The 26,602-nt window shown below is 46.4% G+C and carries 22 protein-coding genes; 16 read left to right on the top strand and 6 right to left on the bottom strand.

Features of this window, described 5'->3' with window-relative positions; translation table 11 throughout:
• The first annotated feature begins 151 nt into the window (after window positions 1-151).
• The 10 genes from OCV11_RS18820 (at window position 152) to OCV11_RS18865 (ending at window position 12,923) form a co-directional block, all read left to right on the top strand.
• Window positions 152-1,531, top strand: a complete 1,380-nt coding sequence (locus tag OCV11_RS18820) for an L-serine ammonia-lyase (RefSeq protein WP_261897558.1) — start codon at window positions 152-154, stop codon at window positions 1,529-1,531.
• A 340-nt stretch (window positions 1,532-1,871) separates the two neighbouring features.
• Complete coding sequence (gene gbdR, locus OCV11_RS18825; protein ID WP_261897559.1) at window positions 1,872-3,008, top strand: choline metabolism transcriptional regulator GbdR; 1,137 nt, start codon at window positions 1,872-1,874, stop codon at window positions 3,006-3,008.
• Between the two features lie 170 nt (window positions 3,009-3,178).
• A complete protein-coding gene (locus tag OCV11_RS18830) occupies window positions 3,179-4,156 on the top strand; it encodes a dipeptidase (protein WP_261897560.1) in 978 nt (325 codons plus the stop codon).
• A gap of 55 nt (window positions 4,157-4,211) precedes the next feature.
• Complete coding sequence (locus OCV11_RS18835; protein WP_261897561.1) at window positions 4,212-4,742, top strand: DUF5943 domain-containing protein; 531 nt, start codon at window positions 4,212-4,214, stop codon at window positions 4,740-4,742.
• Between the two features lie 97 nt (window positions 4,743-4,839).
• Complete coding sequence (locus tag OCV11_RS18840) at window positions 4,840-6,903, top strand: NADH:flavin oxidoreductase (RefSeq protein WP_261897562.1); 2,064 nt, start codon at window positions 4,840-4,842, stop codon at window positions 6,901-6,903.
• Between the two features lie 11 nt (window positions 6,904-6,914).
• The gene (locus tag OCV11_RS18845; protein ID WP_315972762.1) at window positions 6,915-8,879 is read left to right on the top strand and encodes a (Fe-S)-binding protein; all 1,965 of its coding nucleotides are present in this window, start codon (window positions 6,915-6,917) and stop codon (window positions 8,877-8,879) included.
• 9 nt (window positions 8,880-8,888) lie between these two features.
• On the top strand, window positions 8,889-10,127 hold the full coding sequence (gene etfA, locus OCV11_RS18850) for an electron transfer flavoprotein subunit alpha (RefSeq protein ID WP_261897563.1): 1,239 nt from the start codon (window positions 8,889-8,891) through the stop codon (window positions 10,125-10,127).
• Window positions 10,117-10,908, top strand: coding sequence for an electron transfer flavoprotein subunit beta (gene etfB, locus OCV11_RS18855; RefSeq protein ID WP_261897564.1), 792 nt, complete (start codon window positions 10,117-10,119; stop codon window positions 10,906-10,908). Before etfA ends, etfB begins: the two co-directional genes overlap by 11 nt.
• Before the next feature lie 101 nt (window positions 10,909-11,009).
• Window positions 11,010-12,611, top strand: a complete 1,602-nt coding sequence (locus OCV11_RS18860) for a BCCT family transporter (RefSeq protein WP_261897565.1) — start codon at window positions 11,010-11,012, stop codon at window positions 12,609-12,611.
• 72 nt (window positions 12,612-12,683) lie between these two features.
• Window positions 12,684-12,923 carry a hypothetical protein gene (locus OCV11_RS18865; protein WP_261897566.1) on the top strand — a complete coding sequence of 80 codons (240 nt, stop codon included), beginning with the start codon at window positions 12,684-12,686 and terminating at the stop codon, window positions 12,921-12,923.
• Window positions 12,924-13,092: 169 nt separating this feature from the next.
• On the opposite strand, the gene OCV11_RS18870 is transcribed toward OCV11_RS18865, so the two are convergent.
• Entirely contained in the window at window positions 13,093-14,352 is a 1,260-nt protein-coding gene (locus OCV11_RS18870) for an aromatic ring-hydroxylating oxygenase subunit alpha (RefSeq protein ID WP_315972763.1), read from the bottom strand.
• A gap of 308 nt (window positions 14,353-14,660) precedes the next feature.
• Between OCV11_RS18870 and OCV11_RS18875 the strand changes: the two genes are divergently transcribed.
• Window positions 14,661-15,788 (top strand): hybrid-cluster NAD(P)-dependent oxidoreductase, encoded by a 1,128-nt coding sequence (locus OCV11_RS18875; RefSeq protein WP_261897567.1) that lies wholly within the window; start codon window positions 14,661-14,663, stop codon window positions 15,786-15,788.
• A gap of 60 nt (window positions 15,789-15,848) precedes the next feature.
• Here the strand turns inward: OCV11_RS18875 and OCV11_RS18880 are convergent, their stop codons facing one another.
• Together OCV11_RS18880 and OCV11_RS18885 are read right to left on the bottom strand one after the other, a co-directional pair.
• A complete protein-coding gene (locus OCV11_RS18880) occupies window positions 15,849-16,529 on the bottom strand; it encodes a response regulator (RefSeq protein ID WP_261897568.1) in 681 nt (226 codons plus the stop codon).
• Entirely contained in the window at window positions 16,522-18,126 is a 1,605-nt protein-coding gene (locus tag OCV11_RS18885; protein WP_261897569.1) for an ATP-binding protein, read from the bottom strand. Before OCV11_RS18885 ends, OCV11_RS18880 begins: the two co-directional genes overlap by 8 nt.
• Before the next feature lie 247 nt (window positions 18,127-18,373).
• Between OCV11_RS18885 and OCV11_RS18890 the strand changes: the two genes are divergently transcribed.
• Together OCV11_RS18890 and maeA are read left to right on the top strand one after the other, a co-directional pair.
• On the top strand, window positions 18,374-19,657 hold the full coding sequence (locus OCV11_RS18890) for a 2-hydroxycarboxylate transporter family protein (RefSeq protein ID WP_261897570.1): 1,284 nt from the start codon (window positions 18,374-18,376) through the stop codon (window positions 19,655-19,657).
• Window positions 19,658-19,670: 13 nt separating this feature from the next.
• Entirely contained in the window at window positions 19,671-21,260 is a 1,590-nt protein-coding gene (gene maeA, locus OCV11_RS18895; protein WP_261897571.1) for an oxaloacetate-decarboxylating malate dehydrogenase, read from the top strand.
• Window positions 21,261-21,327: 67 nt separating this feature from the next.
• Here maeA and OCV11_RS18900 read toward each other — a convergent pair whose 3' ends face one another.
• The gene (locus OCV11_RS18900) at window positions 21,328-21,894 is read right to left on the bottom strand and encodes a porin family protein (RefSeq protein ID WP_261897572.1); all 567 of its coding nucleotides are present in this window, start codon (window positions 21,892-21,894) and stop codon (window positions 21,328-21,330) included.
• Window positions 21,895-22,281: 387 nt separating this feature from the next.
• On the opposite strand from OCV11_RS18900, the gene OCV11_RS18905 reads away from it, so the two are divergent.
• Window positions 22,282-22,704, top strand: coding sequence for an MAPEG family protein (locus OCV11_RS18905; protein WP_261897573.1), 423 nt, complete (start codon window positions 22,282-22,284; stop codon window positions 22,702-22,704).
• Between the two features lie 187 nt (window positions 22,705-22,891).
• Complete coding sequence (locus OCV11_RS18910; protein WP_261897574.1) at window positions 22,892-24,460, top strand: putative bifunctional diguanylate cyclase/phosphodiesterase; 1,569 nt, start codon at window positions 22,892-22,894, stop codon at window positions 24,458-24,460.
• Between the two features lie 80 nt (window positions 24,461-24,540).
• Here OCV11_RS18910 and OCV11_RS18915 read toward each other — a convergent pair whose 3' ends face one another.
• Together OCV11_RS18915 and OCV11_RS18920 are read right to left on the bottom strand one after the other, a co-directional pair.
• Entirely contained in the window at window positions 24,541-25,053 is a 513-nt protein-coding gene (locus tag OCV11_RS18915) for a cytochrome b/b6 domain-containing protein (protein WP_261897575.1), read from the bottom strand.
• A 287-nt stretch (window positions 25,054-25,340) separates the two neighbouring features.
• The gene (locus tag OCV11_RS18920; protein WP_261897576.1) at window positions 25,341-25,961 is read right to left on the bottom strand and encodes a TetR/AcrR family transcriptional regulator; all 621 of its coding nucleotides are present in this window, start codon (window positions 25,959-25,961) and stop codon (window positions 25,341-25,343) included.
• Window positions 25,962-26,169: 208 nt separating this feature from the next.
• Here OCV11_RS18920 and OCV11_RS18925 point away from each other — a divergent pair, with 208 nt between their 5' ends.
• On the top strand, window positions 26,170-26,592 hold the full coding sequence (locus OCV11_RS18925) for a GlcG/HbpS family heme-binding protein (RefSeq protein WP_261897577.1): 423 nt from the start codon (window positions 26,170-26,172) through the stop codon (window positions 26,590-26,592).
• Window positions 26,593-26,602: the final 10 nt, after the last annotated feature.

Genomic DNA, 26,602 nt, shown 5'->3' on the forward strand with positions numbered 1-26,602 from the left:
GAATCAGGGAGGGCGAGCCTCCCTTTTGTTTACCTGAAGTGTAAGCCAGGTCGACATTAGTGGTACAAATGTCGTTTCGAAGCTCTCTCCCTATCGTTTGTTCATCGATAATGGTGAGGTAAATAAGGATATCTTTTGTCGGGGAGCGGCTATGAGCATCAGTGTATTTGATCTGTTTAAAGTGGGTATTGGTCCATCGAGTTCACATACGGTCGGGCCAATGAAAGCGGCTTATCTGTTTGTCCAGGAGTTGCAGAAAAATGACCTGCTTGGACAGGTAGAGACGATCAACATTAAGCTGTTTGGCTCATTAAGTGCCACAGGGGTTGGGCATGGTACGGATAAAGCCGTCGTGATGGGCCTAATGGGGTATCAGCCCGATACGATTGATCCTTCGCTCATTGATCCTGCAATTCAAGCGGTACTCGAAACGCACTCGCTACTTCTTGCTCATACAAGGGCCGTTCATTTTGACTGGAAAAGTGACCTCCTGTTTGACGCCCAAGTGCTTGATTACCATCCAAACGCCATGATGCTGACGGTATACGACCATGCGCAACACATGCTCAAGCAGAAAACCTACTATTCTGTTGGTGGTGGTTTCGTCCTTGATGAGCAAGATGTTGCTGACTTGGCGCAAGAGCAACATCAAACCACGCTTCCTTATCCCTACCGCAGTGGCCAAATGCTGTTGGATATCTGTGCCAAAGAACAGTTACGCATCAGCGATGTAGTGTTGCAAAACGAATGCGCTTTACGCAGTGAGTCAGACGTCAAAGCCGCGATTTATCAGTTGTGGAAAGTGATGCAAGAGTGCATTGCCAATGGCATTGAAAACACGGGTATTTTACCTGGAGGGCTGAATGTGAAGCGGCGTGCGGCGTCACTGCATAATGCCCTAATTCAAGCGTCTGAACACGACGTAATTTACTCCACATTAAGTGGCATGGATTGGGTCAATCTGTTTGCGTTAGCCGTGAATGAAGAAAATGCAGCAGGAGGGCGAATGGTGACGGCGCCCACGAATGGTGCAGCGGGCATTATCCCTGCGGTATTGATGTATCACATGCGTTTTCATACCAAAGCGAAACCCAAAGATGTGGTGACGTTTTTCCTTGCGGCAACCGCGGTGGGCTCCCTGTGCAAAATGAATGCGTCCATTTCCGGTGCCGAAGTCGGTTGCCAAGGGGAAGTGGGATCCGCTAGTGCAATGGCGGCAGCGGGACTTGCTGAAGTGTTAGGTGGCACACCTGAACAGGTTGAAAATGCCGCGGAAATTGCCCTTGAACATAACCTAGGTTTGACCTGCGATCCGGTCGGAGGATTAGTGCAAGTGCCTTGTATTGAACGCAATGCCATTGCCGCAGTAAAAGCGATAAACGCAGCGAACATGGCGTTACGTGGTGATGGTCAGCACTTTATCTCACTTGATAAAGTGATTCGAACCATGCGTGATACGGGATTAGACATGCAAGATAAGTACAAAGAGACTTCCCGTGGAGGGTTGGCGGTGAATGCGATTGAATGTTAAAAAAATAAGCAAAAAGGTTAACTTGGTGCGCTTAGTGTTTTATATGTGTTACTAAATAGTGCAATCGATCAAACATGGTGCGATTTGGGTGGATTTTTCATCGATCCAGAAGAGGGTAAAGAAAAAAACAGTAGGGAAAGAGAGAGGTAACTCTATGATTCTTTAGTGGTATGAATGTCAAGATGTGCGGTTGGTTTAATTAGTAACAAAAAATTCACAGGGAACGAAGATTAGGCGCATTAATTGCAAAACTATTTATGCTCAACGTTATCAATAAATGCTGAATAGTGATGTTATAAAAAAAGATCTCCACAATCTTAATAATGCAATGGAGTGTGCCATGTCAGAGTCGCTAAATATACTCGATGAACGAGTGAATAAGGAAGTCAATCGTATCGGTTTTTTATTGTTGAATAATTTTACGATGTTAGCGTTAGCGTCTGCGGTCGATCCGCTGCGTATGGCGAATCAATTAACCGGTAAGACTTTGTATGACTGGTATATTATTAGTGAAGATGGATTAGGGGTGAAAGCCAGTGATGGCATCACGGTTACTCCCGATATGTCCATGAGCCAAGCGCCTCAATTAGATACCTTAATTGTGGTGGGCGGAGTTAATATTGTGCGCAGCTATACAAGAAAGCAAGTGAGTTGGCTGCAATCATTAGCACGTAAACATATTCGCCTTGGTGGAGTATGCACCGGGCCTTACTTATTAGCTGAAGCTGGATTGCTCGATGGCTACAATTGTAGTGTTCATTGGGAATGTTTAGCGACGCTTCAGGAGCGGCATCCGCGTGTGAATTGTCTAAATCATCTATTCGTTATTGACCGTGACCGCATGACATGCAGTGGTGGTTCAGTGCCTTTGGATATGATGATCACTATGATTCAAAAGGATTTTGGTAGAGAATTAGGGTCGAGTATTTCCGAAATGTTTATCTGCGATCGTGTGCGTGGAGAAAACGATTATCAACGTGTGCCGCTCAAACATATGTTGGGTACGGCCCAGCCTAAATTGGTTGAAACGATCACTCTTATGGAAGCGAATATCGAAGAAGTGATTGAATTAGATGAATTAGCCAGTTACGTCGGATTATCGCGTCGTCAGTTGGAACGACTATTTCAGAAATATTTACAATGTTCACCATCGAAATATTATCTCAAACTGCGTTTATATCGCGCTAGACAATTATTACGTCAAACAACTATGTCGATTATTGATATTGCTACCGCGTGTGGATTTGTCTCTTCACCACATTTTAGTAAGTGTTATCGCCTACATATTGGCATTTCACCCAAGGCTGAGCGTATCGGGTCACAAGTGGGTGTATTGGCACAAAATAATCCAATAGCACCAGTAATCAATAACGGTAAAGTGATGCAACTCATAGATGATAAAATTCCTCTGTGGCGCTCTTCTAAGGCACTTTTTGAAGCGCAATATGAACCAACTTATGGCTCTGTTTCTATTTAATACCTGATTCATCATTAAAAGAACACCGCTCTTTGGGGCGGTGTTTTTTTATATAGAAATGACGTAATAAGTTGCGCAAAGGGGATTTCAAATGCCGTTTTCAGAACAGTTTTAAAACGAGTGAATACCTATTCTGGTACTAACAGAAAACAGAGAGAATAGGTGAGTAGATGAACGCAACGGATTTGCATAATGATGCCATCGTCATTGACGGATTGGTCATCGCAAAGTGGGAACGCGCATTGTTTCAAGATATGCGTGAAGGTGGATTAACTGCCGCCAACTGCACCGTATCAGTGTGGGAAGGCTTCCAACACACTGTGAATAACATTGTTGCAATGAACAATCTGTTGGAAGAAAACAGTGACTTAGTCTTAAAAGTTAACAGTACCGCTGATATTCGCCGCGCCAAGCAGGAAGGCAAAACTGGCGTAATGATGGGATTTCAAAATGCCCACGCTTTTGAAGACCAAATTGGTTATGTTCAAGTCTTTAAAGACCTCGGCGTCGGTGTCGTGCAGATGTGTTATAACACCCAAAACCTGGTGGGGACAGGGTGTTATGAGCGTGATGGTGGCTTATCGGGGTTTGGCCATGAAATCGTCGCGGAAATGAATAAAGTCGGTATGATGTGCGACCTCTCTCATGTGGGCGCGAAAACGTCCCAAGAGGTGATTCTCGCCTCACAAAAACCAGTATGTTACTCGCACTGCTTACCGAGCGGCTTAAAAGATCATCCACGCAATAAATCCGATGAAGAGATCAAATTCATTGCCGAGCATGGTGGGTTTGTTGGCGTGACCATGTTTGCCCCTTTCTTAAAAAACGGCATTCACTCCACGATAGACGATTACGTTGAGGCGATTGCTTACATCTTTAATCTGGTTGGTGAAGACCACATTGGTATCGGTACCGATTTTACCCAAGGTCAAGACCAACCTTTCTTTGAATGGCTGACACACGACAAAGGCTACGCGCGTCGTTTGACCAATTTCGGTGAAATCATCAACCCAGAAGGCATCCGCACATTGGGCGAATTTCCTAATCTAACTGCTGCGCTACTGAAGCACGGTTTCAGTGAATCGCAAGTGCGCAAAATCATGGGTGAAAACTGGTTACGTGTTTTAGGCGAAGTGTGGGGCGAATAGCCGCACTATTGGCTCAGTAAAGAGCACATCATGTTATGGAAAGGGAGAATTCGATATGACCACACATGCACCTGAACTGCCGATCGTCGTGGACGATGAGACCGGTGTTTGGACCACCGATGCACTGCCAATGCTTTATGTGCCTCGCCATTTTTTCGTTAATAACCACATTGGCATTGAAGAGGAGTTAGGCGCCGAACGCTATGCAGAAATCCTCTACAAAGCCGGTTATAAGTCGGCTTACTACTGGTGTGAAAAAGAGGCGAAAGAGCACGGATTAGTCGGCCGTGAAATTTTTGATCACTACATGAAGCGTTTATCACAACGTGGTTGGGGATTTTTCATCACCGAGCATTTGGATATTGAGAAAGGCGAGGCTCGTGTGCGTTTAGAGCACTCCTGCTTTGTTTACCAATACGGCAAAGTCAATCGCAAAGTGGATTACATGTTCACCGGCTGGTTCGCTGGCGCGATGGATCAAATTGCGCACAGCATGGGTCTGACGGTGAAAACACAAGCCGTTCAAACTCAAAGTGGTGCTGAAGAAGGGTGTGATGTTGGACGATTTGAAGTCACACCTCTCTAATAAAAAACGCATTCATAACGATTAGTAAAGTAAGCATTGTCAAGGAAGACAGCCTTACGCTTTGATTGAAAAGGTAAGGCTGGTGCAGAGGTGAAGCATGTCCCAGTTCGATATTCTGTTCCAACCATTAAAGATTAATAAAACGACCATTCGTAACCGTATCGTCAGCACCGCTCACGCAGAAGTGTATGCCACGGAAGGTGGGATGACGACCGACCGTTACGTCAAATATTACGAAGAGAAAGCCAAAGGTGGCTGCGGCTTGTGTATTTGTGGTGGCTCCAGCGTGGTGTCTATCGATAGTCCGCAAAGCTGGTGGAGTTCGGTTAACCTTTCCACCGATCGCATTATTCCTCATTTTCAAAATTTGGCCGATGCCGTGCACAAGCATGGCGGTAAGATCATGATCCAAATTTCTCACATGGGACGACGTTCGCGTTGGGATGGGGAAAATTGGCCAAACTTAATGTCGCCTTCGGGCATTCGTGAACCAGTGCATCGTGCGACATGCAAAACCATCGAAGTCGAAGATATTTGGCGTGTGATTGGCGACTTCGCCAAAGCGGCGGTCCGGGCTAAAGAAGGCGGCTTAGATGGCGTCGAGCTGTCGGCTGTGCACCAACATATTATTGACCAATTCTGGTCACCTCGCGTCAACAAGCGTACCGACGAGTGGGGCGGCTCATTTGAAAACCGCATGCGTTTTGGTATGGAAGTCGTGAAAGCGGTTCGTGAAGCGGTCGGGCCAGATTTTGTGGTGGGGATGCGCATCAGTGGCGATGAGTTTCATCCCGATGGTTTGACACACGATGACATGAAGCAGATTGCCGCTTATTACGATGCCACAGGCATGGTGGACTATTTTGGTGTCGTTGGGTCAGGTTGTGATACTCACAATACACTGGCGAACGTGATTCCTAACATGAGCTATCCACCAGAACCGTTCTTGCATTTAGCGGCGGGAATTAAAGAAGTGGTGTCAGTGCCAGTGATTCACGCGCAAAACATCAAAGATCCGAATCAGGCTAAGCGTATCCTTGAAGGAGGGTATGTGGATTTTGTGGGGATGACCCGTGCGCACATTGCTGACCCGCATTTGATCACCAAAATCAAACTGGGTCAGACGGATCAAATTCGTCAATGCGTTGGTGCGAACTACTGTATTGACCGTCAATACATGGGGCTTGATGTGCTGTGTATTCAAAACGCAGCCACCTCACGAGAACACATGGGGATGCCGCACATCATTGAAAAATCGAAAGGTCCTATTCGCAATGTGGTCGTTGTCGGTGGTGGTCCTGGTGGTTTAGAAGCGGCACGTGTGGCGGCGGAACGAGGTCATAAAGTCACGTTATTGGAGAAAGCGCCGGAGTTAGGTGGCCAAATTAACATTGCTGCTAAAGCACCGCAACGCGATCAGATGGCGGGGATTACGCGTTGGCTAGCGATGGAAGTCAACCGGTTAGGTGTCGAAGTGCTACTCAACACCACGGCTTCCGCTGATATGATTCGCGAGCTCAATCCGGATATCTGCATTTTGGCGACCGGTGGCACTCCTTATCTTGAGCAAAATCCAGATTGGGGGGCGGCAGAAGGTCTAGTGGTCTCCACCTGGGATATTCTCAATGGCACTGTTGAACCCGGTAAAAACGTGCTGATTTTTGACTCGATCTGTGAATTCTCTGGGATGTCGGCGGCGGATTACCTGTTGTCCAAAGGGGCGAAAGTGGAATTGGTGACGGACGATATCAAACCGGGTGTTGGTATCGGCGGCACGACGTTCCCCACCTATTACCGTAGCCTCTACGAAAAAGACGTCATCATGACATCGGATCTTGGGCTGATTAAGGTCTATCGCGAAGGGGAAAACCTCATTGCAGTGCTGGAAAACGAGTATACCGGTCGCAAAGAGGAGCGCGTGGTGGATCAAATCGTAGTGGAAAATGGCACTCGCCCTAATGAAGCGTTGTATTACGAGTTGAAAGCCGAGTCGGTTAATCGCGGGCAAATTGATAACGAAACGTTGTTTGCCGCCCAACCTCAGCCAGTGTTAACCCAAGAACCAAGTGGCATGATTTTGTGGCGTTTAGGGGATTGTGTTTCACAACGCAACACGCATGCGGCGATTTATGACGCACTTCGCTTGTGTAAAGACTTGTAGGGGAGGTGCCTATGTTGCTTGAATCGGTGATTCCTTATCTGCTCTTGACGGTTGGACTACTGACCGTCATTGGCATGCTGCGGCGCATCGCTTTGTGGCGTCAGGGACAACCTGAAAAAGTGGCGTTCCTCAAAGGATTGGCCTCTATGCCTCGGCGTTATTTAGTGGATCTGCATCATGTTGTTGACCGCGACAAAATGATGTCGCATACCCATGTGGCGACTGCAGGCGGATTTGTACTGTCGATGTTACTGATCATTGCCGTGCATGGTTTTGGGCTCGCCCCCCACATTCTCTCGTGGGTTTTAATGGCCTCGTTGGTCATGATGTTCAGCGGCGCGCTGTTTGTGGCGCGTCGTCGTCGCCATCCGCCAAGTCGCCTCTCCAAGGGGCCGTGGATGCGCTTACCCAAAAGCCTTCTGATGTTCTCAGTCAGTTTCTTTATCGCCACATTACCCGCTTCTGGTGTGTTGTCTGGCACAGTATTTAATGTGCTGGTCACGCTGGTTTTGTTGGCTGCGATGGTTTGGGGCGTGGGTGAAATGCTGTTTGGAATGGGATGGGGAGGACCAATGAAACACGCTTTCGCTGGTGCATTGCATCTGGCATTTCACCGGCGCCCGGAACGCTTTGGGGGCGGTCGTTCAACCGGACTTAAGCCGCTCAATCTCGAAGACAAAAAACTCGGTGTTGAAAATCCAGCAGATTTCAAATGGAATCAACTGCTTGGGTTTGATGCGTGTGTACAATGTGGTCGCTGTGAAACGGTGTGTCCTGCGTTTGCAGCAGGGCAACCACTCAACCCGAAAAAGCTGGTGCAAGACATGGTCGTAGGGCTGGCAAGCACCACGGATAAGAAGTACGCCGGTAGCCCTTATCCAGGTAAAGAAGTGGGGCACGCACAAGGGAATGCGCATCGTCCTATCGTTGATGGTGTGCTCAATGCGGAAACTTTATGGTCTTGTACGACGTGTCGCGCCTGTGTTGAAGAGTGCCCGATGATGATTGAGCATGTGGATGCCGTCGTGGACATGCGCCGCTTTCTCACCTTAGAAAAAGGGGCGACTCCGGCCAAAGCGGTTGATGTTATCGAAAACATCATTTTCACCGATAACCCCAATGGTCACACGCCGCATAAACGCGCTAACTGGGCTGCGGACCAAGAGTTGGATTTGATGGCAGATGTGAAACGAGCCGATGTGCTGTTTTGGGTCTCTGATGGCGCTTTTGACATGCGCAGTCAACGTATTCTCAAAGCGTTTGTGCAGATCTTAAAAGCGGCCAAAATTAACTTCGCCATTTTGGGTAATGAAGAGCTGGACAGTGGCGATGTTGCACGCCGATTAGGCGACGATGCGACTTTTCAACGCATTGCCAAACGCAATATTCAAACTCTAATGAAATACGAATTTGACTGCATTGTCACCACGGATCCTCATGCCTTCCACTGCCTAAAAAATGAGTATCCCGATTTTTATCCCGCTGATGCGAAGCCAACCTACCAAGTTTGGCATCACACCACCTTTATTAACCGCTTAGCAGAACAAGGCTTGATTGAGTTAGGCCAACTGGATGCTGGGACGGTCACTTATCACGATCCCTGTTATCTCGGTCGCTATAACGGTGAATATGACTCGCCACGCGCGCTACTTAAACAGCTCGGTATTCAACTGACCGAGATGGAACGGTCTGGATTTCGTTCTCGTTGTTGCGGCGGTGGTGGTGGCGCACCGATTACCGATATTCCGGGAGAACGCCGGATTGCGGATATGCGCATGGACGATATTCGTGAAACAGGGGCGCAATTGGTCGCCGTAGGATGTCAGCAGTGTACCGCTATGTTGGAAGGGGTTGTGGGTCCTCGCCCTGAAGTGAAAGACATCGCCGAATTGGTGGCAGAGGTACTGCTGGAGAAGCAAGGCCCTGCGCCAAAGGCTGAAGTCTGGGCACCTTCGCTAGAGTCTGAATTGTCGTAGGAGCAAGGTATGAGTGAATTTATTGTGCGCCGTGATCCCCACACAGAGTGGATATTGCGCAATCGTCTTCATCCAGAACACCAAACGCTGTGCGTGCCCGTGATTGAAGAGCGCGGTCCAAATGGCTTGCTGCGTCGTTATCCGCATCGGGTCGGTTTTATTGGGCCTAATGGCCTAAAGCGGATTGATCGGCTTAATCAGGCAACGGGCAATTCAGTGCAACGTTTACGTGCGGTGGGGCCAAGCGAAACGGTCTTGCCACTGCACAAAGTGGAGGCTCCAGACTTTTATATGGTCGTGGTGCCTGACCTGACGGGTGGGCGTTTAACCAGCCATGACAAAGATATTTTGGGCCAAGCTCATCAATTGGTTAAGCAATACCCTGGACAGGGGGCTGTCATGGTGGTGGCCTTTGGTGAAACCAAAGAAGAACACTTTGATCTCGCGGGGGCTGATCGCCTGATTGTGGTCTGCGGTGAACGCTTTGAACACTACGACCCTGAAGCGAAAGCTCACGTACTGGCACAAATAGAGCAAACGTATGTACCACGACATTGGCTCTTTCCTGACAGTATCCAAGGTGGGTTTGAAATTGGAGCGAGGTTGTGCGCGTTGGTTGGGGAACGTCCTGCTACGCAAGCTTGGTCGGTGGATGCAGAATTTTCGGTGTGTCGTGCGTCAGGTGGCCGCCACGATATTAAACGCAGTACGCCGCGCGTGCTGTTGCTCGCGCCTGAATGTGCTCTACCTGTCGATGAAACTCGTCATGAAGCGATGCTAATGGATTTCGCGGTTGAGCTGACTCATGCCAGTGCGGTGCGTGATCTTGGCGCGGTGGCTGTTGACCCTCAAGCGGTGCCATTAACGGAGGCGGAATTTATCCTCTCTGCTGGTAACGGTATCCATGATTGGGAAACCTTTCATGCAGCTGCAGCCGCACTGGGGGCGACGGAAGGAGCAAGCCGCGTGGCGGTGGATGATGGATTTATGCCCCGTCATCGCCAAGTGGGCGCAACAGGAAGTTGGGTTACCGCTCGGGTGTATGTAGCGGTGGGCATTTCGGGAGCAATTCAACATCTGCAAGGGATTGGTGCCTGTGACAAAGTAATTGCAATCAATACCGATGCTGGTTGTGACATGGTCAAACGCGCAGATTTGAGTGTGATTGCCGACAGTAATGCATTTTTGCGTGCCTTGATGGCACTGATCCAAAAATACCAAGCAGAGGAGCTAAAAGATGCCGCTTAATCAAACTTCGACATTGAAAGTCAGCACGCTCGTGTCTATTGGGGCTCATCCAGAAACTGGACGAGCTCGCCGCTCGATGACAGATGCTCGTGCGATTGAATTGGCACTGAATCTTAAAGGCAGTGCGGTGGAAGTGGTGCATGCTGGTAACCCTCATGACCCGGCACTGGCCTATTACTGTGGGATGGGGTTATCGCAACTGCGTGTGCTTGAACAAGATGCACAGCAAGATGCATTGACCACCCTCTCATCCTATTTTCGGGACAACATGCCAGACATCGTGCTCACCGGTATGCGCGCTGAGCTCGGTGAATCCTCTGGCATGTTGCCTTTTTTTCTTGCGTATCAACTGCAGTGCCCGATTGTGATGGGCATTGCGGAGATTTTGTCGGTCGAAAATGGCAAAGCGCAGGTGCTGCAAGCACTACCGCGCGGTCAACGGCGAGCGATCAGTGTGTCGCTTCCGTTTGTCGCGAGTGTTGATTTAGCCGCACCAGAGCCAAGGCAAAGTGCCTTTGGCCGAGCAAGACATTGCGGCATCGTGGCTCAAGCTGTGGATGATGTGGCATTGGATATAGAAAAAGCCCATTGGGAGGAGAGTCCCGCTAAGCCTAAGGCGAAGCGTTTGAAAGTGGTGAAAGCAAAAAGTGCCGCAGATCGTTTTAAGGCTGCGACAGCAAAAGCAGAGTCTTCAAGTGGCAAGGTCATTAAAGATCAACCTATCGCTGAAATGGCACAGACGGTTTTCGACTTATTACTTGAAGAGGGAGTTGTTCATTAAATTTAGATAAACCAATGACATAGACGAGTCAGATAAGGATGTTCTGGAACCGTTGATATGTAACCTAATGACATGATTATGCGTTTATAAAGAGGGAACGTATGAAGAGCATAGCAAGCAGTCCACAGAGATATAAACCTGTATCTGAGGTGAATTATGATACGGATTATTGTACTGGCCAAGATAACGTCAAGATTATGGGGATGGATATTCATAATCCGGTATTTGGCATCAGTGCAGGTCTAATTATTCTCTTTGTTATTTTGGCATTAAGCTTTCCAGATCAAGCCAAAGATAGCTTGATGTTGGCTAGAACTTGGTCGATTGACAATTTCGATTGGTTCTTTATGGTCGGTTGTAACATCTTTATCCTATTTTGTGCTTTCCTACTGTTGTCGCCTGTCGGGAAGATTCGCTTAGGCGGTGTGACGGCTAAGCCTGATTTTTCCTATGTATCGTGGTTTTGTATGTTATTTGCTGCGGGCATGGGAATTGGTTTGATGTTCTGGAGCGTCGCCGAGCCAGTTGCCTATTATACCGATTGGTATGGTACGCCACTGAATGTGCCAGCTCGCACTGAAGAAGCCAAACAACTCGCGCTCAGCGCTACCATGTACCACTGGGGCTTACACCCTTGGGCAATTTATGCCGTGGTCGGTCTAGCGTTGGCCTTCTTCTCGTATAACAAGAAACTACCACTCACGATTCGTTCAGCATTTTTTCCTATCTTTGGTGAACGCTGTTGGGGCTTTATCGGTAACTTTATCGATATTCTTGCGGTACTAGCGACGATCTTTGGTTTAGCTACGTCGTTAGGATTTGGTGCACAGCAAGCCGCTGGAGGGTTGAGTCATCTATTTGGGATCTCAAGTGGTTTAACCACTCAGATTGGCTTCATTATTGTGGTGACCAGCATTGCGGTGATTTCTGTTGTGCGCGGTTTAGATGGTGGTGTGAAGATTCTTAGTAACATCAATATGTTTATTGCTGCAGCGTTGGTGGCCATTTTAGTGGTGGTTGGTCCTACATTAAGCATCGTGCATACCTTTGGTAATATCGCTGTCGGTTATGCGGAAAACTTTGTGCCTCTATCCAACTGGATTGGACGCGATGATACGACATGGTTTCACGGTTGGACTGTCTTTTACTGGGCTTGGTGGGTGTCTTGGTCTCCATTCGTCGGTATGTTCATTGCGAGAGTATCGAAAGGTCGTACAGTGAGAGAGTTTATTATTGCAGTTCTGTTGGTTCCAACCTTAGTCACCATGATCTGGCTTAGCATCATGGGGGGGACAGCAATGGAACAAGCTACACATGGGATTGGTGAATTAGCGAATGGTATCAGTGACGTATCACTGTCAATGTTCCAGATGTTTGATCATTTGCCCATGAGTGGCTTGCTCTCTGTGGTTGGAATTGCGTTGGTGTTGTTGTTTTTCGTCACGTCATCTGACTCCGGTTCGCTTGTAATCGATAGCATTACTGCAGGAGGTAAAGAGGATGTTCCCGTCGTTCAACGTGTGTTTTGGGCGGTAATGGAAGGCATTATTGCTGCAGCGTTACTGTTTGGTGGTGGTTCTGAAGCGTTAACTGCGCTCCAAGCAGGTGCTATCGCAACGGGATTACCGTTTACCTTGGTGCTGATTCTCATGTGTTGGAGCCTATATAAAGGACTGATTACAGAGAAACACCTGTATCGATAATAACGCGAAAGAAAAAAAGCCACTTCCAATAGGGAAAAGGGGGAATATTCCCCCTGATAAGGAGAAAGAGTCATGATGCATGCTGATTTAGTCGATATGGTGGATTTTATTAATACACTATCTGACCTAGGGATAAAATGTCATTCCAACGCCCCTGACAGTGTAAAAAACAGTATTGAAAATTGGTTGAAGGCAACACCGAATAATACCCCTCTATGGGATGCGGTATATGCTGTGGATTCAGATGGTATTTTACTTCCAGATGTAGAAGATGTGATTACTTGGGCACTGAATAAAAAACAAGTGGCATAGCCTATCCCAATTCATAAAAGCCAAAGCGGTCTCCAGGGAGACCGTTTTTTATGGGGCTGATTTCCATTTGTTGTTATCAAAGAGCGAACCGACGTCAGTTAGATTTCTCATGAGAATGAAAAAAGCCTCGAGAGACGAGGCTTTAGAATGCGATGAAAAATAGCTGCGATTATAGCTTTTCGCTAACTCTGTCGCTGTACCAATTAATAAAATCAATCACACCAAACTCATAGGTGGGGGAATAGGGACCTGGCTGATAGCTGAGTGAGTTGATACCACGTTGGTTCTCCTCACCGAGTTTACGGTCTTGATCGTTGGTCGCATCCCACACGCGACGTAAGTTTTCAGGATCGTAATCAACGCCTTCAATCGCGTCTTTGTGCACAAACCATTTTGTCGTGACTAACGACTCTTGGGCGGAAATGGGTAACACACGGAACACAATAAAGTGATCACTTTGCATGTGGTTCCATGAGTTAGGCAGATGGAGAATACGCAGCGAACCAAGGTTGGCATTTTTAATCCGGCCGAGCATTTTTTGACAGCCACGTGAGCCATCAATAGTCATCACTGATGTTCCCTCTTTGAGCGGCATACGGACTAAGCGGTTACGCTGACCAAAACTTTTGTGTTCGTGCAAAATGCCTTCGGCATCCCACTCAGAAGAGAGACGTTCACAATAATTAAGAAACTCCGGCGTCGCACGTGGATCGGTCGTATCGTCCCATTCCAGTAGCGTATTGAGCAGCTCTGGATGGCTGCCGCCACAGTGGTAACACTCACGGTTATTCTCAATCACCAACTTCCAGTTTGCTTGTTCATACATGTTGGATTCGACCGCCAATTTGGTGTTTTCCACATCGTACGGTTCCATATACTCATCCAACGTCGCTAGGAACTCATCGAAATCGGAAGTCGGGGGTTCATCACCTAAGCAAATAAAGATAAAGCCGCCAGCGGTTTTGCAGTGTACTTCTTTGAGTTTGTGCTTTTGCATATCAAACTCATCGCCCATTTCTGTACCTGCAAACAGCAGGTTACCTTTGGTGTCGTAAGTCCATTGGTGATAAGGGCACACCATGTTCGCCACTTTACCACGATGCTCTAAACAGATACGTGAGCCTCGATGACGACAGGTGTTGTGAAACGCGTTTACTGAGCCATCGGCGGCACGCACAATGAGCACGGGGTTTTGCGCGATTTCCACAGTGAAATAATCCCCTTTGGTTGGGATTTCACTGGTCATTCCAACGAATAACCACTCTTTCTGAAAAATCTCTTCAACGTCAATTTTGAACAGCAGGGGATCATTGTAAAGCGGACGGGGTAACGAATAGTTTGGCTGGCGCTCGGTCAGCAGTTTTTTCATCTCTGCGCGAGCGATCTCCAAACTAGGGTATGTCATGTTGAGTATATCGTTTTGTGTCATTGCTCTATCTTCTTCTCGAAAATGTGGACGATATGCCCTGATAGGGCTTCCTTGCTCTTAGTCAACCACCTACTTTTTATGGGTAATTGGCCTTCGGCTATCCTGCCATTATTGGTATAGAGAGAAGAGGTCTAAACGCGACATGTACTTAGTCTATTTAAGACACGGAAGAAGAAAGTTGTTTGATGATGACTGTTTTAGATAAGGCTATGTCGTGAATAGATAATTCGGCGAATGGATATCAACCAACAATACAGCTAACCCATGGAGGGACGCTTTTACATTATACCGTTGCGGAGAAGCCGAATATGAATACCCCAACCCATCCCGTCGTTAGTAGTGGTTCGTTTATTCCTGTAGAAACTCAGATTTGGGACAACGGTCGTCACGCAGTTCGTTGTGTGAAAACGATTCAAGAAACCTGGGATACCAAAACCTTCTGTTTTATGGCGCATCAGCCATTGATGTTCTTCTTTAAACCTGGGCAGTTTGTCACGTTAGAGTTGGAGATCGACGGTGAACAGGTGTTTCGCTCTTATACCATCTCTAGTTCTCCTTCAGTGCCGTACAGTTTTTCTATTACCGTGAAACGTGTGCCCGGTGGTGTGGTCTCGAATTGGATTCACGATCACCTCGAAGAGGGGGCCGAGCTGGCGGTGCATGGTCCGGTTGGGGCATTTAACAGCATCGATTTTCCGTCAGAAAAACTGCTGCTGTTATCGGGTGGGGTCGGAGTGACGCCCATGATGTCGATGGCGCGCTGGGTGTATGACACCAACACCGATGTGGATATTGCCTTTGTTCATAGTGCGCGTACGCCACGGGATGTGATTTTTCAGTCGGAGCTGGAATTTATGTCGTCTCGTATTGCCAATCTGCACTTGCATGTGATCTGTGAAAAATTGGAATCGGGGCAAAAATGGAGTGGCTATCGGGGTTATTTAGATGAGACCAAGCTACTGATGATTACCCCGGATTTACACGAACGAGAAATCTTTTGTTGTGGCCCAACGCCCTATATGCGCGCGGTAAAAGGTATGTTAGCCAAACTCGGCTTTGACATGGACCATTACCATGAAGAAGTGTTTGGTGCGACACCTGATCATGTTGAAGAGCAGGCAGTACAATCAGCAGAGATTGCAGCAGAAGAGGCTGAGGCACTGACACCAAGTGATCTGATTGATGTTGTGTTCCTAAATAGTGACAAGAAAGTACAAATTGCGCCGGGAGAAACGGTGCATGCGGCCGCAGCAAAAGCGGGTTTAACCATTCCTAAAGCATGTGGTATGGGCATCTGTGGAACGTGTAAAGTCAAGAAAACCAGTGGTAATGTGGCAATGAATCACAACGGTGGTATTACTGATGAAGATGTGGCAGAGGGATACATTCTGTCGTGTTGCAGTGTGCCTGATGGCAATGTTGTAATTGAATATTAAGTGGTGATTGAGGCAGCGTCGAATGGGCGATGCCTCAAATCAATAGCGACCGAATGTCAATTATGACACGAGGCGATACAGCCGGCGAGGGCGACCGCCGGTGTTGTAGTTCAATACGAGATTCACAATCCCTTCTGATTCCAGAAATTCCAAATAGCGCCGCGCTGTGATGCGACTAACTTGCATACGCTCACCAATGTCTTCAGCTGAAAACTCTTCAAAGCGAGATTCCATTAGCAATGTCTTTAATGTCGCTAAGGTGGTTGCATCAATGCCTTTGGGGGTTTGGCGAACCTCTTTTTGTGGGGTTTTACGCAGCAGAGCATCGATATCGCCTTGATCTACTGTGGTATTACTTTGTAGTTGCTGACGATAGAGTTTGTAATCGTTTAACGCTTGATGCACCCGAGAAATGCGAATCGGTTTGACCAGATAATCACTCACCCCTAATTGCACTGCTTTGGCAACGGTAGAGGTCTCACGGTCGGCGGTAGTGATTATAAAATCACATTGCGCCCCTTGCTTGCGCATCCGCTGGATAAACTCAATGCCATGACCATCGGGTAGGGTAATGTCGACAAAAATCAGGGCAGGTTGATAGATAGAGTATTGCAGCAATGCTTGTGCATAGCTTTCGCTGACAGCGACCACAGAGAAGTCACTGTCTTGATTCACAGTTGATTCCAGCATATAGCTTGCCCTTAAGTCATCCTCAAGGATCATTACACTGATTTTAGTCATATTGCTCGATGTTTTTCTTATCTAAGTACAGGCTAAATAAAGTGGTGTTTTGCTCTGTGCGCTCCCAGTCGATAGTACCTTCAAAGTAATCTACCAACTGACCAACAAGGTATAAACCAATACCATGCTGTTCGTCGCTTTGCTTAGAGCTAACGCCAAATTCCAATATATGGTCAAAAATAGCATCATCGATTCCTGCTCCAGTATCTTGGACTTCGATGATCAGGTGGCGACTTCTATCGCTCAAATAAATGTATACTTCAGCTTCACGTTGACTGCGGTTTTGCCATGCAGCGAGCAGGGCATTATCTATCAAATTGCCAATAATAGTGACTAATTTGTCAGAGACGGTTTTTCCATAATTACTCAACATGCTGTCTTGGTCTAAGGTGTATTTCACACCCATCTCATTTGCTTTGTTAAATTTTGCCAGGAGTAGACCCGCGACTGCACTGTTAGAGATGTTGCGCACGATAGCATTAATCACACTCTGGTACTGATCCGTCTCTTGTTGAATAAAGCGAATCGCTTCATCGTGACGGCCGAGCTGTAACATACCGGAAAGCGTGTTGAGTTTGTTGGAATATTCGTGGGTTTTGCTGCGCAGCAGCTCAGAATAATTTTTCAGATAAACCAATTCACGTTCGAGTTGTGATTGATTGAGGTTCGGGAAGAACACGATCACATGGCCAATCTGCCCTTTAGAACTTTGCAGAGGATAGATGTTGGCACGAAACGAGAATTTGCCCACGGTAAATTCACCCTGATGAAAACGCTGCTGTGCTGAAATCACCAGATGACTTAAAGAGAGTGAGTAACGGGAAATGCCTTGGTTAACGTAATCGCGGCGACCATAGTTATTGATCGCAAACAGCTTCATCGCACTATTATTGATAGTGGTGATATTGAGATCTGTATCGACGGCAATGATCGCATCGCGAATGGAGTTAAGAATTAACTCATGCTCACTGAATTTGTTGACTATGTATTCCGGTTCGTAATCAAGAAAGGTCCGCTTCATTTTAAACACAAAGAGCGTCACCATGCTGATTGTCAATAAATAGACGATGGCAATCATCACCCCAATGTGACCATATTGCTCTAACAGAATGGCGGAAGCACGTTCAGAAAGATAACCGATACAGATGGCACCAATCGTTTGCCCATTGACAATAATCGGTACAAAGTTGCGAATCGCATCGCCAAGTGAACCTTTAGCAACGGTGCTATATGCCACTCCTTGACTCAACGCTCGTTCAATATCGGCTCCGACAAAGTGATGCCCTACTTTTTGTGGGTCGCTATGTGAGAGGCGAATCGCATTTTGGTTTACCACCACGATATAAGAGGCGCTAGTCTGCCCACGAATATGCTCGATATAGTGATTAAGATCGGGCGTTCCCCCTCGATTGCTGAGCTTTGCCGCATCGATAACTCGCGCGTCTTGTGCGAGAACTTTGGCAAGTTCAATACCTCGGTTTTGTAATCCTTCCTGATAGAGATTTTTAAGCAGGAAAAAAATCACAGTAGTGACGACGATAACGATGATGGAAGAGGTCGCTATCGTTGAAATGGCCAAGTGGCTTTTCAGTTTCATCTATCAGTATTTCCGAGGTATTTATTCGTTAAAAGCGAGGTTAACGCGCCAAAGGCGGTATTTTGAGGAGCATTTCGGCCCGAGTCAAAGAAAAATACGCCAAATGTGCGCGAAAACGCAGCAATGCGCATGAACAAAAGTTTCAAAAGCATCGGATAGTTACATTAGTACCTTACTCAGTATGCAGACGGCTTGAACTTGTTAAACTCCGCGAAAATTTTAAAACAACCCTACATGAGAGCAAGTTATGTTTAATAGTACTGCTATCTCTGCCAAGGACAAACTCGCAATGAATGTCGTGTTTGCTTTGTCAGCAATTATTATTCTTTTCGCAACGATTCAAAATAAAATGCCTTCAGGCATGATTGGTGCCATTGGTGTGATGGCCGTTGTTGGTTATCTGCTTAACACTATCGGTAACAAAACGCCTATCGTAAACCAATACTTCGGTGGCGGTGCCATTGTTGTTATCTTCGGCTCTTCTTACATTTTCCACAGCGGTTACGTTCCTGCAGAAACAGTGAAAACTGTGACTACTTTTATGAAGAGCGGTGGTTTCCTAAACTTCTTTATCGCAAGCTTGGTAACGGGTTCTATCCTAGGTATGGATAGCCAAACACTAAGAAAAGCGGCACTAAAATACATTCCAGTTATTCTGGGTGGTGTAGCATGTGCTTTCCTATTCGCTGGCGTTGTTGGTGCAATGCTTGGTGAAGGTTTCTTCAACTCAGTAATGCTGATCGCTCTACCTATCATGGGCGGTGGTATGGGTGCTGGTGCGGTTCCTCTTGTTGAGATCATGCACGGCAGCACAGGCATGGATACTGACATGCTAATGTCAAAAATGGTACCTGCATTGGCTATTGGTAACGCGATTGCGATCGTAACTGCCGGTATCCTGCATAAAGTAGGTAACGCATTCCCATCACTCACAGGTAATGGCCAATTGATCATCGGTCAAGCAAACAAACCTGAAGAAGTGGATGAGAAACACACGCTAACTGTACAAACACTCGGTGTAGGTGCAATTCTAGCAATCACTATGTTCCTAGTAGGTACGCTACTTGGCACTGTGATCAAAATGCACCCGTTTGCATTGATGATCATCTTCGTTGCTGTTGTAAAAGTAACTGGTCTCCTACCACGTGAACTTGAACGCGCTGCGCACGTTTGGTCTAAGTTTGTTCTGGATAACTTAACTCCAGCTCTGCTTGTTGGTATCGGTGTTGTTTACACTGACCTTGACCAAATCATCGCTGCATTGAATTTGTCAAATCTACTGATGGTATTCTCAACAGTAATGGGTGCTGTAGTAGGTAGTGCATTAGTGGGTCGTATGATGGGCTTCTACCCGATTGAAGCTGCAATTACTGGCGGACTATGTATGGCAAACATGGGCGGAACAGGTGACGTAGCTGTTCTTGCATCATGTAAGCGTATGGGCCTAATGCCTTTCGCACAAATCTCTTCACGTCTTGGTGGTGCTTTGATGCTGATTCTAGCCACCTTTATTTTGCAGTTATTTCTATAATTAAGGCCTCGTAATGTCACAGACATATGACTTCACGGCCACAGCAGAAGCGGGCATTAGCCCGCTTTCTCCAGTGGACCAGTCACTCAATTCTATCACTCGTCAAACTGCTCAGGTTCGTTTCTCAGTTGATCAAGCAGGAAACAATCTGTCCAAATACCTGATGCTGCGTCACGTACAGGATCAGAACGAGCGTCTTTTCTACCACTACGTTCGTGAAAACATTCGCGATAGCTTACCTTATATCTATACTCCTTCTGTTGGTGACGCATGTCAGCAATATAGCTATCTGAATTTCGCACCACGTGGTCTATACCTTTCTTGCCGTGAAGGTGGTTCTGTAAGCCAACAAATCGAACGTATTCAACAAGAAGTGGACATTATTGTTATCACTGATGGTTCTCGCGTTCTTGGTTTGGGCGACCTAGGCATCGGCGGTATGGGCATCTCAATTGGTAAGCTGTCTCTGTACACAGCGGTGGGTGGTATCGCTCCAGAGCGTACTCTACCAGTGTGTATCGATGTCGGTACTAACAATCCAAAATTGAAAGCAGACCCACAATACCTAGGTGATAAAGAAGATCGTGTTGATGACGAGACTTTCTACCAATACCTAGAAGAAGTGATGACTGCCCTAGAAAAACGTTGGCCTAAGGCGATCATTCAATTTGAAGACTTTAGTAACAACCACGCTTACCCTCTACTGAAAAAGTACCGTAATACTTACCGTTGTTTTAACGACGATATCCAAGGTACTGCAACAGTTGCCGTTGCAACCATCAAACGTGCGCTGAAAAAAGCGGGTAAACAGTCTGGTCAAGCTAACGTATTTATCGTTGGTGGTGGTTCAGCTGGCTGTGGTATCGCGGATCTGATTCGTCGTACTTTCGGTTTCGATGAACAACACGGCGTTTACGTAGTTGATCGTGATGGCATCATTTACGATGATTTCGCTGGTCTAAACGAAATGCAAGCTGAACTGGCTCGTCCAGCGTCTGAACGCCCAGAAGGTGCAGCAAAACTTGAACTTCTAGATGCGATCAAACACTACTCACCAGACGTTATCGTTGGTGTTACAGGTGTTGCTGGCCTATTTAGTGAAGAAGTGATTCGCACATTGGTGGCACAAACCACTATGCCAGTGATCATGCCGCTATCTAACCCAGTAAGCTCTTGTGAAGTGACTCCTGCTCAGATCTTTGATTGGGTAGGTGACAAAGCGATCGTTGCAACTGGTAGCCCGTTTGCTCCTGTTGTTTACGGTGATAAATCACACACTATCTCTCAATGTAACAACGTCTACGTATTCCCTGGCATTGGCCTTGGTGCGCACGTTGTTAATGCAACCACTATCTCTGAAGAGATGCTGATGGCTGCAGTAAACGCATTGGGTGATTATGAGTGTTCAATCGCTTCTCACTACGAAGTGCTACCTGCGATTGAATCGACGATGGAAGTATCAAAAATCATCGCGATTGCCGTAGCAAAACAAGCTGTAGCTGAAGGTGTTGCTCAATCGTTTAACAATCTAAGCGAAACTGAGCTTGCAGAAAAGATTGAACAATCTTTCTGGCAACCAGCGTTAGAGCGTTTTAACGGTTAATCACTTAACCTGTTTTATGCAATGAAAAAGGGCCAAACGGCCCTTTTTTTGTCTCTGTTTGGTGAGGTTAAAAGCGGTATTCAACCCCAGCGGTGACTTGGTTGAAATCGGTGTTGGTGTCTTTGCCATCTTGAACATCAGAGGCATCTAGATCGACGTCATACCATGTGTATTCAGCATTGAGCACCAGATTATCAGTGACTTTAAATCCTACCCCCGCGCCAGCAAAGACGGCTTCGTCGTTTTGATCGCCTTTTGCTCCGGCGATGTTGTAATCGGTTTTGTACCAAAGTTGTCCTCCTTTCGCATAGAGTTCGACTCGGTCACCAATTGGGGCTGTCAGTTTTAACGCACCGGTATAACCATCTGTTTCAGCATGGGCTAAGCTACTACCATATTTACCGAAATCGATGTAACTCCCTTCAATGGCGATATAAGGGTTGATGCGATAACCCAGTAACCCTTGGTAGACTTTGTTATCGTCGTCAAAATCGTCCTCGCCATCGACTTTAACGTAGCCGAAGTTACCACCGACATAGATGCCACTGTCGTTGCCGCCGGGCGCTGCCAGAGAGGAGAAACTTACTGAGGCTAAGACAAACATGCCCGTTAACGCAGGATAGATCTTTTTCATCGTTTCGCTCCTAATTGATTAGTGAGGTTGCGTATGAGTCAAGGCACACCATTTGCGCTAATCAGTGAGATCAAAACCTCTTATTTCTATCGATGAGGTACTGATACACACCTTTCACAGATTCTTGTTTAATTGTGCTACCAAGACGTTTTGATATTTCCGTTAACAACCTCACCATTGTGTGGTTCAAATCGGCTAAGATCTTCATATATGAGTAAGTTTGATGTTATTAAGGTGTTAAAAATGAAGTGCAACATAGCTAAATAGCTGGGAAAATAAGGCGCAGTTAATCGTATTTTATAATGAGATTTAACGGTCAAATAACGTTAAATTGACCTCTATTTTTGTGTGCATCACACGATGAAGCTTGATGGGAGAGTGGAACCAATGATGGAAGATTGTTCAGCGTTTTTATGGGCTTTGTGGGCTTTGGTCATCATCTATTTTGTGCAATGGGTGGTGGCGACTATGGTGAAAGCTCGTCAACCAGGAGCGATACCAGGGAAGTTACCCGAAAACCTAAGTCATGATTCACTCGTGTTTCGTACTCATCGTACCTATATGAACTCTCTGGAAAATGCGCCGATGATATTGGGGGCGACAGCCCTCGCATGGCTAGTGGATGCCTCTATCTTTTGGTTATCGTTTTGGCTATGGATTTATGTTATCGCTCGTGTCGGTCATATGGCGCTCTATTACGCTATTGCCACTGAGAGAAACCCAAGTCCCCGCAGCTACTTTTTTGTGTTAGGCGTAGTAGCGAATATTGCAGTGATGGTGTTGGCGACACTTAAACTTATCCAAAGCTAAAGGACAAAATAGCTCTCATTTTCTGTGATAAATGGCTTATGCGCCATGTGGTGAGTGAAGTAGCTCGCATTTATAGTTTAAAAGTAACTTGGATGTATAAGGTTTTGCTACTGAACTAGACAGATCAACATCTAAGTGTTTAACTTAATGATAGTTTTGATGTTGGCGTTTACCTTTCGGAGGCTTGATGACCATCCATCTTAGAGAAGCTTCTCACCTTGTGATTAACACCATACGCCAATCCAGCGCTTTGAAAGATTTGCTGATTTGGTTCGTGGTGACTTTGCTTGTCTCTTATTTCTCAATTCAGTACGACGCCTTTGAATCATTTAACGAATTTAGTCGTGAACAAGAAAGTTGGCAACTCGATGAACTGTTTATCGTTATGTTCTTCATTGGTGTTGGCGGCTGTCTCTTCGGCTTACGTCGTTACTGGGATATGCAGACCTATTCTCGCCGCTTACACCGTGAAGCCGATTTTGACTCACTGACTCAGTTACCTAATTCTCGGATGGCGAAACGTCAATTAGTTAATTTGATGACGCATTGCCCAGCAGACCGCTATGTGATCGCGGTGCTGTTAGATATCGATAATTTCGGCACGATTAACCATCTATACGGACGGGCAACGGCGGATATGGTGTTAAAACATGTTGCGACGCGGTTGAAGTTACGCAATGAACAGTCGGGGTTTGTGGCGCGAATTAATAGCGATGAATTTTTGGCATGTGATATTTGTGATACCAAATTGCATGCGGTTGAAGACTATGTTGCCGAATTGCGCCGCACCGAGAATGTACCTATCGTCATCGGCAAATACATCATTAATATCCGCTTTTCTATGGGGGTCGCGCTATTCCCGAAAGACAGTGATAATCCAGAAGATCTGTTACGCGCTACGTATTTGGCATTAGAGCAAGCGAAAACCACGGCGGGGATCGATTGGTATTTATATCGTGAAGAGTTGGGGCAGCGTCGCGAGTACCGCGAAATGTTATCGCGCCAGTTATTTAAAGCGATCTTAAATAACGAACTGTTTATGGTCTATCAGCCGATTTGGGACCAACAAAAGCACATTTGCAAAGGATTTGAAGCATTAGTGCGTTGGAACTTTCAAGGCGCTTCCGTTCCGCCATTTTTGTTTGTCAACATTGCAGAAGAGTATGGTCTCATTAACCAGTTAGGGGATTTTGTTCTGCGCCGCTCCTTAACGGAAATGAAAGATAAACTAGCGGATGATCAATATCTCGCCATCAATATTTCTGGACATCAGTTTCAGCATGAAAACTTCATCCCGTCATTACTTGAATTGGTGAAAACAACCGAGTTTAAACCTCACCAGCTTGAGTTGGAACTGACAGAGACAACCCTGATTGATAACTACGAATTGCTGCTCGAAAAACTGCATCGCATTCGCAAAAAGGGCATCCATGTGGCGATCGACGATTTTGGCACGGGATATTCGTCACTCAGTCGTCTTAATGAATTGTCAGTTGATAAGTTAAAGATCGACCGATCATTTGTGATTGGCGTTGTCGATGGTGTGAGAGAGCAGAACATTGTTGAGTCGATTGTCGCTCTGGGACGTAAGCTTAATATGCAGATAGTGATTGAAGGGGTAGAGACTGAAGAGCAGATGAATAAGCTGCTCGAACTCGGTTGTGATTTAATGCAGGGCTACCTTTTCGCTCGCCCAGCGACACTCGATAAAATTGAGCCACGCTTTTTTGGTATTGAAAACAGTTTGAGCGAGTAACGTTTTTGTCGGCTTATCCCCACGGCGCAAAGCGTTCTCTGCGTTGTGGGGAAGGCAGTAGCAAAGCCTAACGCGACTTTCTATTTTCTGTTAAATGGTAGCATGCCTGTCAGATAAGAGTGACGGGTTATGTGACTCATAACAATCACTGCACACACATGAATAGTGACTGCCGTCATGGTGAGATTAGCCAGAGTTTCATGCACATCTCCGAGCCAATCAAACTGATCAAACATCTCAACTTGTGTTCCCCAACCGGTCAAACCAGTAACGATTAACAACGTCCACATAAGCCAAATCATCATCGCCCCTGCTGGGTTATGACCAATGTGCGTATCTTGACGGGTTTTTTTGACCTCTTTTAAATGTTCAATCGCTTTACTCACTGAAGGTAAAAAAGCGCTGAGGCGAGCAGGAGAGTGGGTGACTAATCCCCAAATTAAACGCACGGCAATGGCAGCAAGAATACAATAGCCGACCCATTCATGTGTTTCGCTGCCTTTTTTTGTCACGAAATAGTTGGCAAAAAACAAGAGGGCGACAGTCCAATGGGTGATGCGAACTAACCAATCCCAAACGAAGGGCTTATTCATAGTGATACCTCAATTGATGCAATGATCCTATCGCGTGATTGAATCCTCGGCATCTCGGGTTCACACAAGGTGCTTATGATTTATCCGAGCATCCATCACGCAAAGGGAAACAGACCTAGCTCATAAGTTGCCCATCACCGTGGCATTTTCAGCGAACCATTGCGGTGATAGGTCTAGAACGTTAGTGGTATCTTAGTGAGCTACTCTTAAGAGTAGCTTAAGAAACCACTTTCATTTGCTTTGGGTCGAGAGGTGATGATAGAGGTAGCAGACTTTATCAATTCGTATTAGGCGTTTGGGTCACCTACGAAAAACGCTTGGCGAAAAGTGATGATGGCTTGATTCACCCACTCTTCAATCAAAACTTCGGTCGGATGAAAATCGGGATGAGTGACACATTGCAGCTGACTTTCGCCACGTAAAAGGCTCAAAAACAGCACTGCCGCATTGCGTGCGCCAACCTGTTGGACGGCTAATTGTCCCTCATTGGCTGCTTGGGTGATGTATTTGGTCACCTGATCTAACACGACTTTAGGGCCTGACTGATAAAAAATCCGGCCTAATTCTGGGAAACGGGGAGTTTCTGCGACGATCGTCCGATAAAGGGCTAACCCTTCTTTAGAGAGCAATAAAGTTAAGTAGCGAGTGCCAATATCAGTCAAGGTCGATAGGATGTCTTTACTTTGCGGTAGGCATTGAATGATATTGTGTGTTAACAGCTTACACTGGCGTTCTATAACTGCCGTAAACAATGCCTGTTTGTTCGGATAGCGGGTATAAACCGTCGCCTTAGAAACGCCAGCTGATTTTTGGATCATATCCGTTGTGGCTGCCGTATAGCCTTGCTGCAAAAATACCTCAGTAGCCCCCTGCAGAACTCGTTCTAACTTTACATCTTCAGTTGTCAATGCTCACTTCGCTCTTACCGTTTGTTGTCGCTCCACTATACCGACCACGTTCTTGATGCTCAAGAATAAACATCTTCAATTTAACTGAACTAATCGGTTCAAAAATTATAATCGGTTTATTGTTGATCAATTAAATCATTAGATTTAGATTGACGTTATCAACTAAACCGATTGGTTTAGTTATTGTGTTATGGATGGAGTCAGAACAATGAATGAGAATACTTACCTAAATACCATCGCGACAGTTTCACTGCATGCTGCGCGCCATGTGATTCGCGTTGCACAGGATGCGGCGCAACGGCACGGATGGAATATTTGTGTGGCTGTAGTGGATCATGCTGGTGAAGTTGTGGCGTTAGAAAAAGACGATGCTGCAATAGGCATTAGCCCAGCCGTTGCCTTGGCAAAAGCCAAAACTGCTGCATTGCTGCAAGCTCCTTCTAAGCAGTTTGAAGATTTTGTTAATCAAGGCTCCCCAAGTTTTCTTTCTACTCCAGGGGCGACAGCCCTTGAAGGCGGCGTCCCTCTTTTGCTCGAAGGGCAATTTATTGGGGCAGTTGGGGTGAGCGGAGCTCACGGTGAAAATGACTCGTTTGTCGCTAACTGTGCAGCAAATTCGTTGATTAAATAGGAGTATTACT

It is taken from the genome of Vibrio porteresiae DSM 19223 (assembly GCF_024347055.1).
GTDB lineage: Bacteria > Pseudomonadota > Gammaproteobacteria > Enterobacterales > Vibrionaceae > Vibrio > Vibrio porteresiae.

Bases quoted from the DNA above. Each gene is read 5' to 3' on its own strand.
- OCV11_RS18820 (WP_261897558.1), top strand. From the start codon at position 152: ATGAGCATCAGTGTATTTGATCTGTTTAAAGTGGGTATTGGTCCATCG.
- gbdR (WP_261897559.1), top strand. From the start codon at position 1,872: ATGTCAGAGTCGCTAAATATACTCGATGAACGAGTGAATAAGGAAGTC.
- OCV11_RS18830 (WP_261897560.1), top strand. From the start codon at position 3,179: ATGAACGCAACGGATTTGCATAATGATGCCATCGTCATTGACGGATTG.
- OCV11_RS18835 (WP_261897561.1), top strand. From the start codon at position 4,212: ATGACCACACATGCACCTGAACTGCCGATCGTCGTGGACGATGAGACC.
- OCV11_RS18840 (WP_261897562.1), top strand. From the start codon at position 4,840: ATGTCCCAGTTCGATATTCTGTTCCAACCATTAAAGATTAATAAAACG.
- OCV11_RS18845 (WP_315972762.1), top strand. From the start codon at position 6,915: ATGTTGCTTGAATCGGTGATTCCTTATCTGCTCTTGACGGTTGGACTA.
- etfA (WP_261897563.1), top strand. From the start codon at position 8,889: ATGAGTGAATTTATTGTGCGCCGTGATCCCCACACAGAGTGGATATTG.
- etfB (WP_261897564.1), top strand. From the start codon at position 10,117: ATGCCGCTTAATCAAACTTCGACATTGAAAGTCAGCACGCTCGTGTCT.
- OCV11_RS18860 (WP_261897565.1), top strand. From the start codon at position 11,010: ATGAAGAGCATAGCAAGCAGTCCACAGAGATATAAACCTGTATCTGAG.
- OCV11_RS18865 (WP_261897566.1), top strand. From the start codon at position 12,684: ATGATGCATGCTGATTTAGTCGATATGGTGGATTTTATTAATACACTA.
- OCV11_RS18870 (WP_315972763.1), bottom strand. From the start codon at position 14,352: ATGACACAAAACGATATACTCAACATGACATACCCTAGTTTGGAGATC.
- OCV11_RS18875 (WP_261897567.1), top strand. From the start codon at position 14,661: ATGAATACCCCAACCCATCCCGTCGTTAGTAGTGGTTCGTTTATTCCT.
- OCV11_RS18880 (WP_261897568.1), bottom strand. From the start codon at position 16,529: ATGACTAAAATCAGTGTAATGATCCTTGAGGATGACTTAAGGGCAAGC.
- OCV11_RS18885 (WP_261897569.1), bottom strand. From the start codon at position 18,126: ATGAAACTGAAAAGCCACTTGGCCATTTCAACGATAGCGACCTCTTCC.
- OCV11_RS18890 (WP_261897570.1), top strand. From the start codon at position 18,374: ATGTTTAATAGTACTGCTATCTCTGCCAAGGACAAACTCGCAATGAAT.
- maeA (WP_261897571.1), top strand. From the start codon at position 19,671: ATGTCACAGACATATGACTTCACGGCCACAGCAGAAGCGGGCATTAGC.
- OCV11_RS18900 (WP_261897572.1), bottom strand. From the start codon at position 21,894: ATGAAAAAGATCTATCCTGCGTTAACGGGCATGTTTGTCTTAGCCTCA.
- OCV11_RS18905 (WP_261897573.1), top strand. From the start codon at position 22,282: ATGATGGAAGATTGTTCAGCGTTTTTATGGGCTTTGTGGGCTTTGGTC.
- OCV11_RS18910 (WP_261897574.1), top strand. From the start codon at position 22,892: ATGACCATCCATCTTAGAGAAGCTTCTCACCTTGTGATTAACACCATA.
- OCV11_RS18915 (WP_261897575.1), bottom strand. From the start codon at position 25,053: ATGAATAAGCCCTTCGTTTGGGATTGGTTAGTTCGCATCACCCATTGG.
- OCV11_RS18925 (WP_261897577.1), top strand. From the start codon at position 26,170: ATGAATGAGAATACTTACCTAAATACCATCGCGACAGTTTCACTGCAT.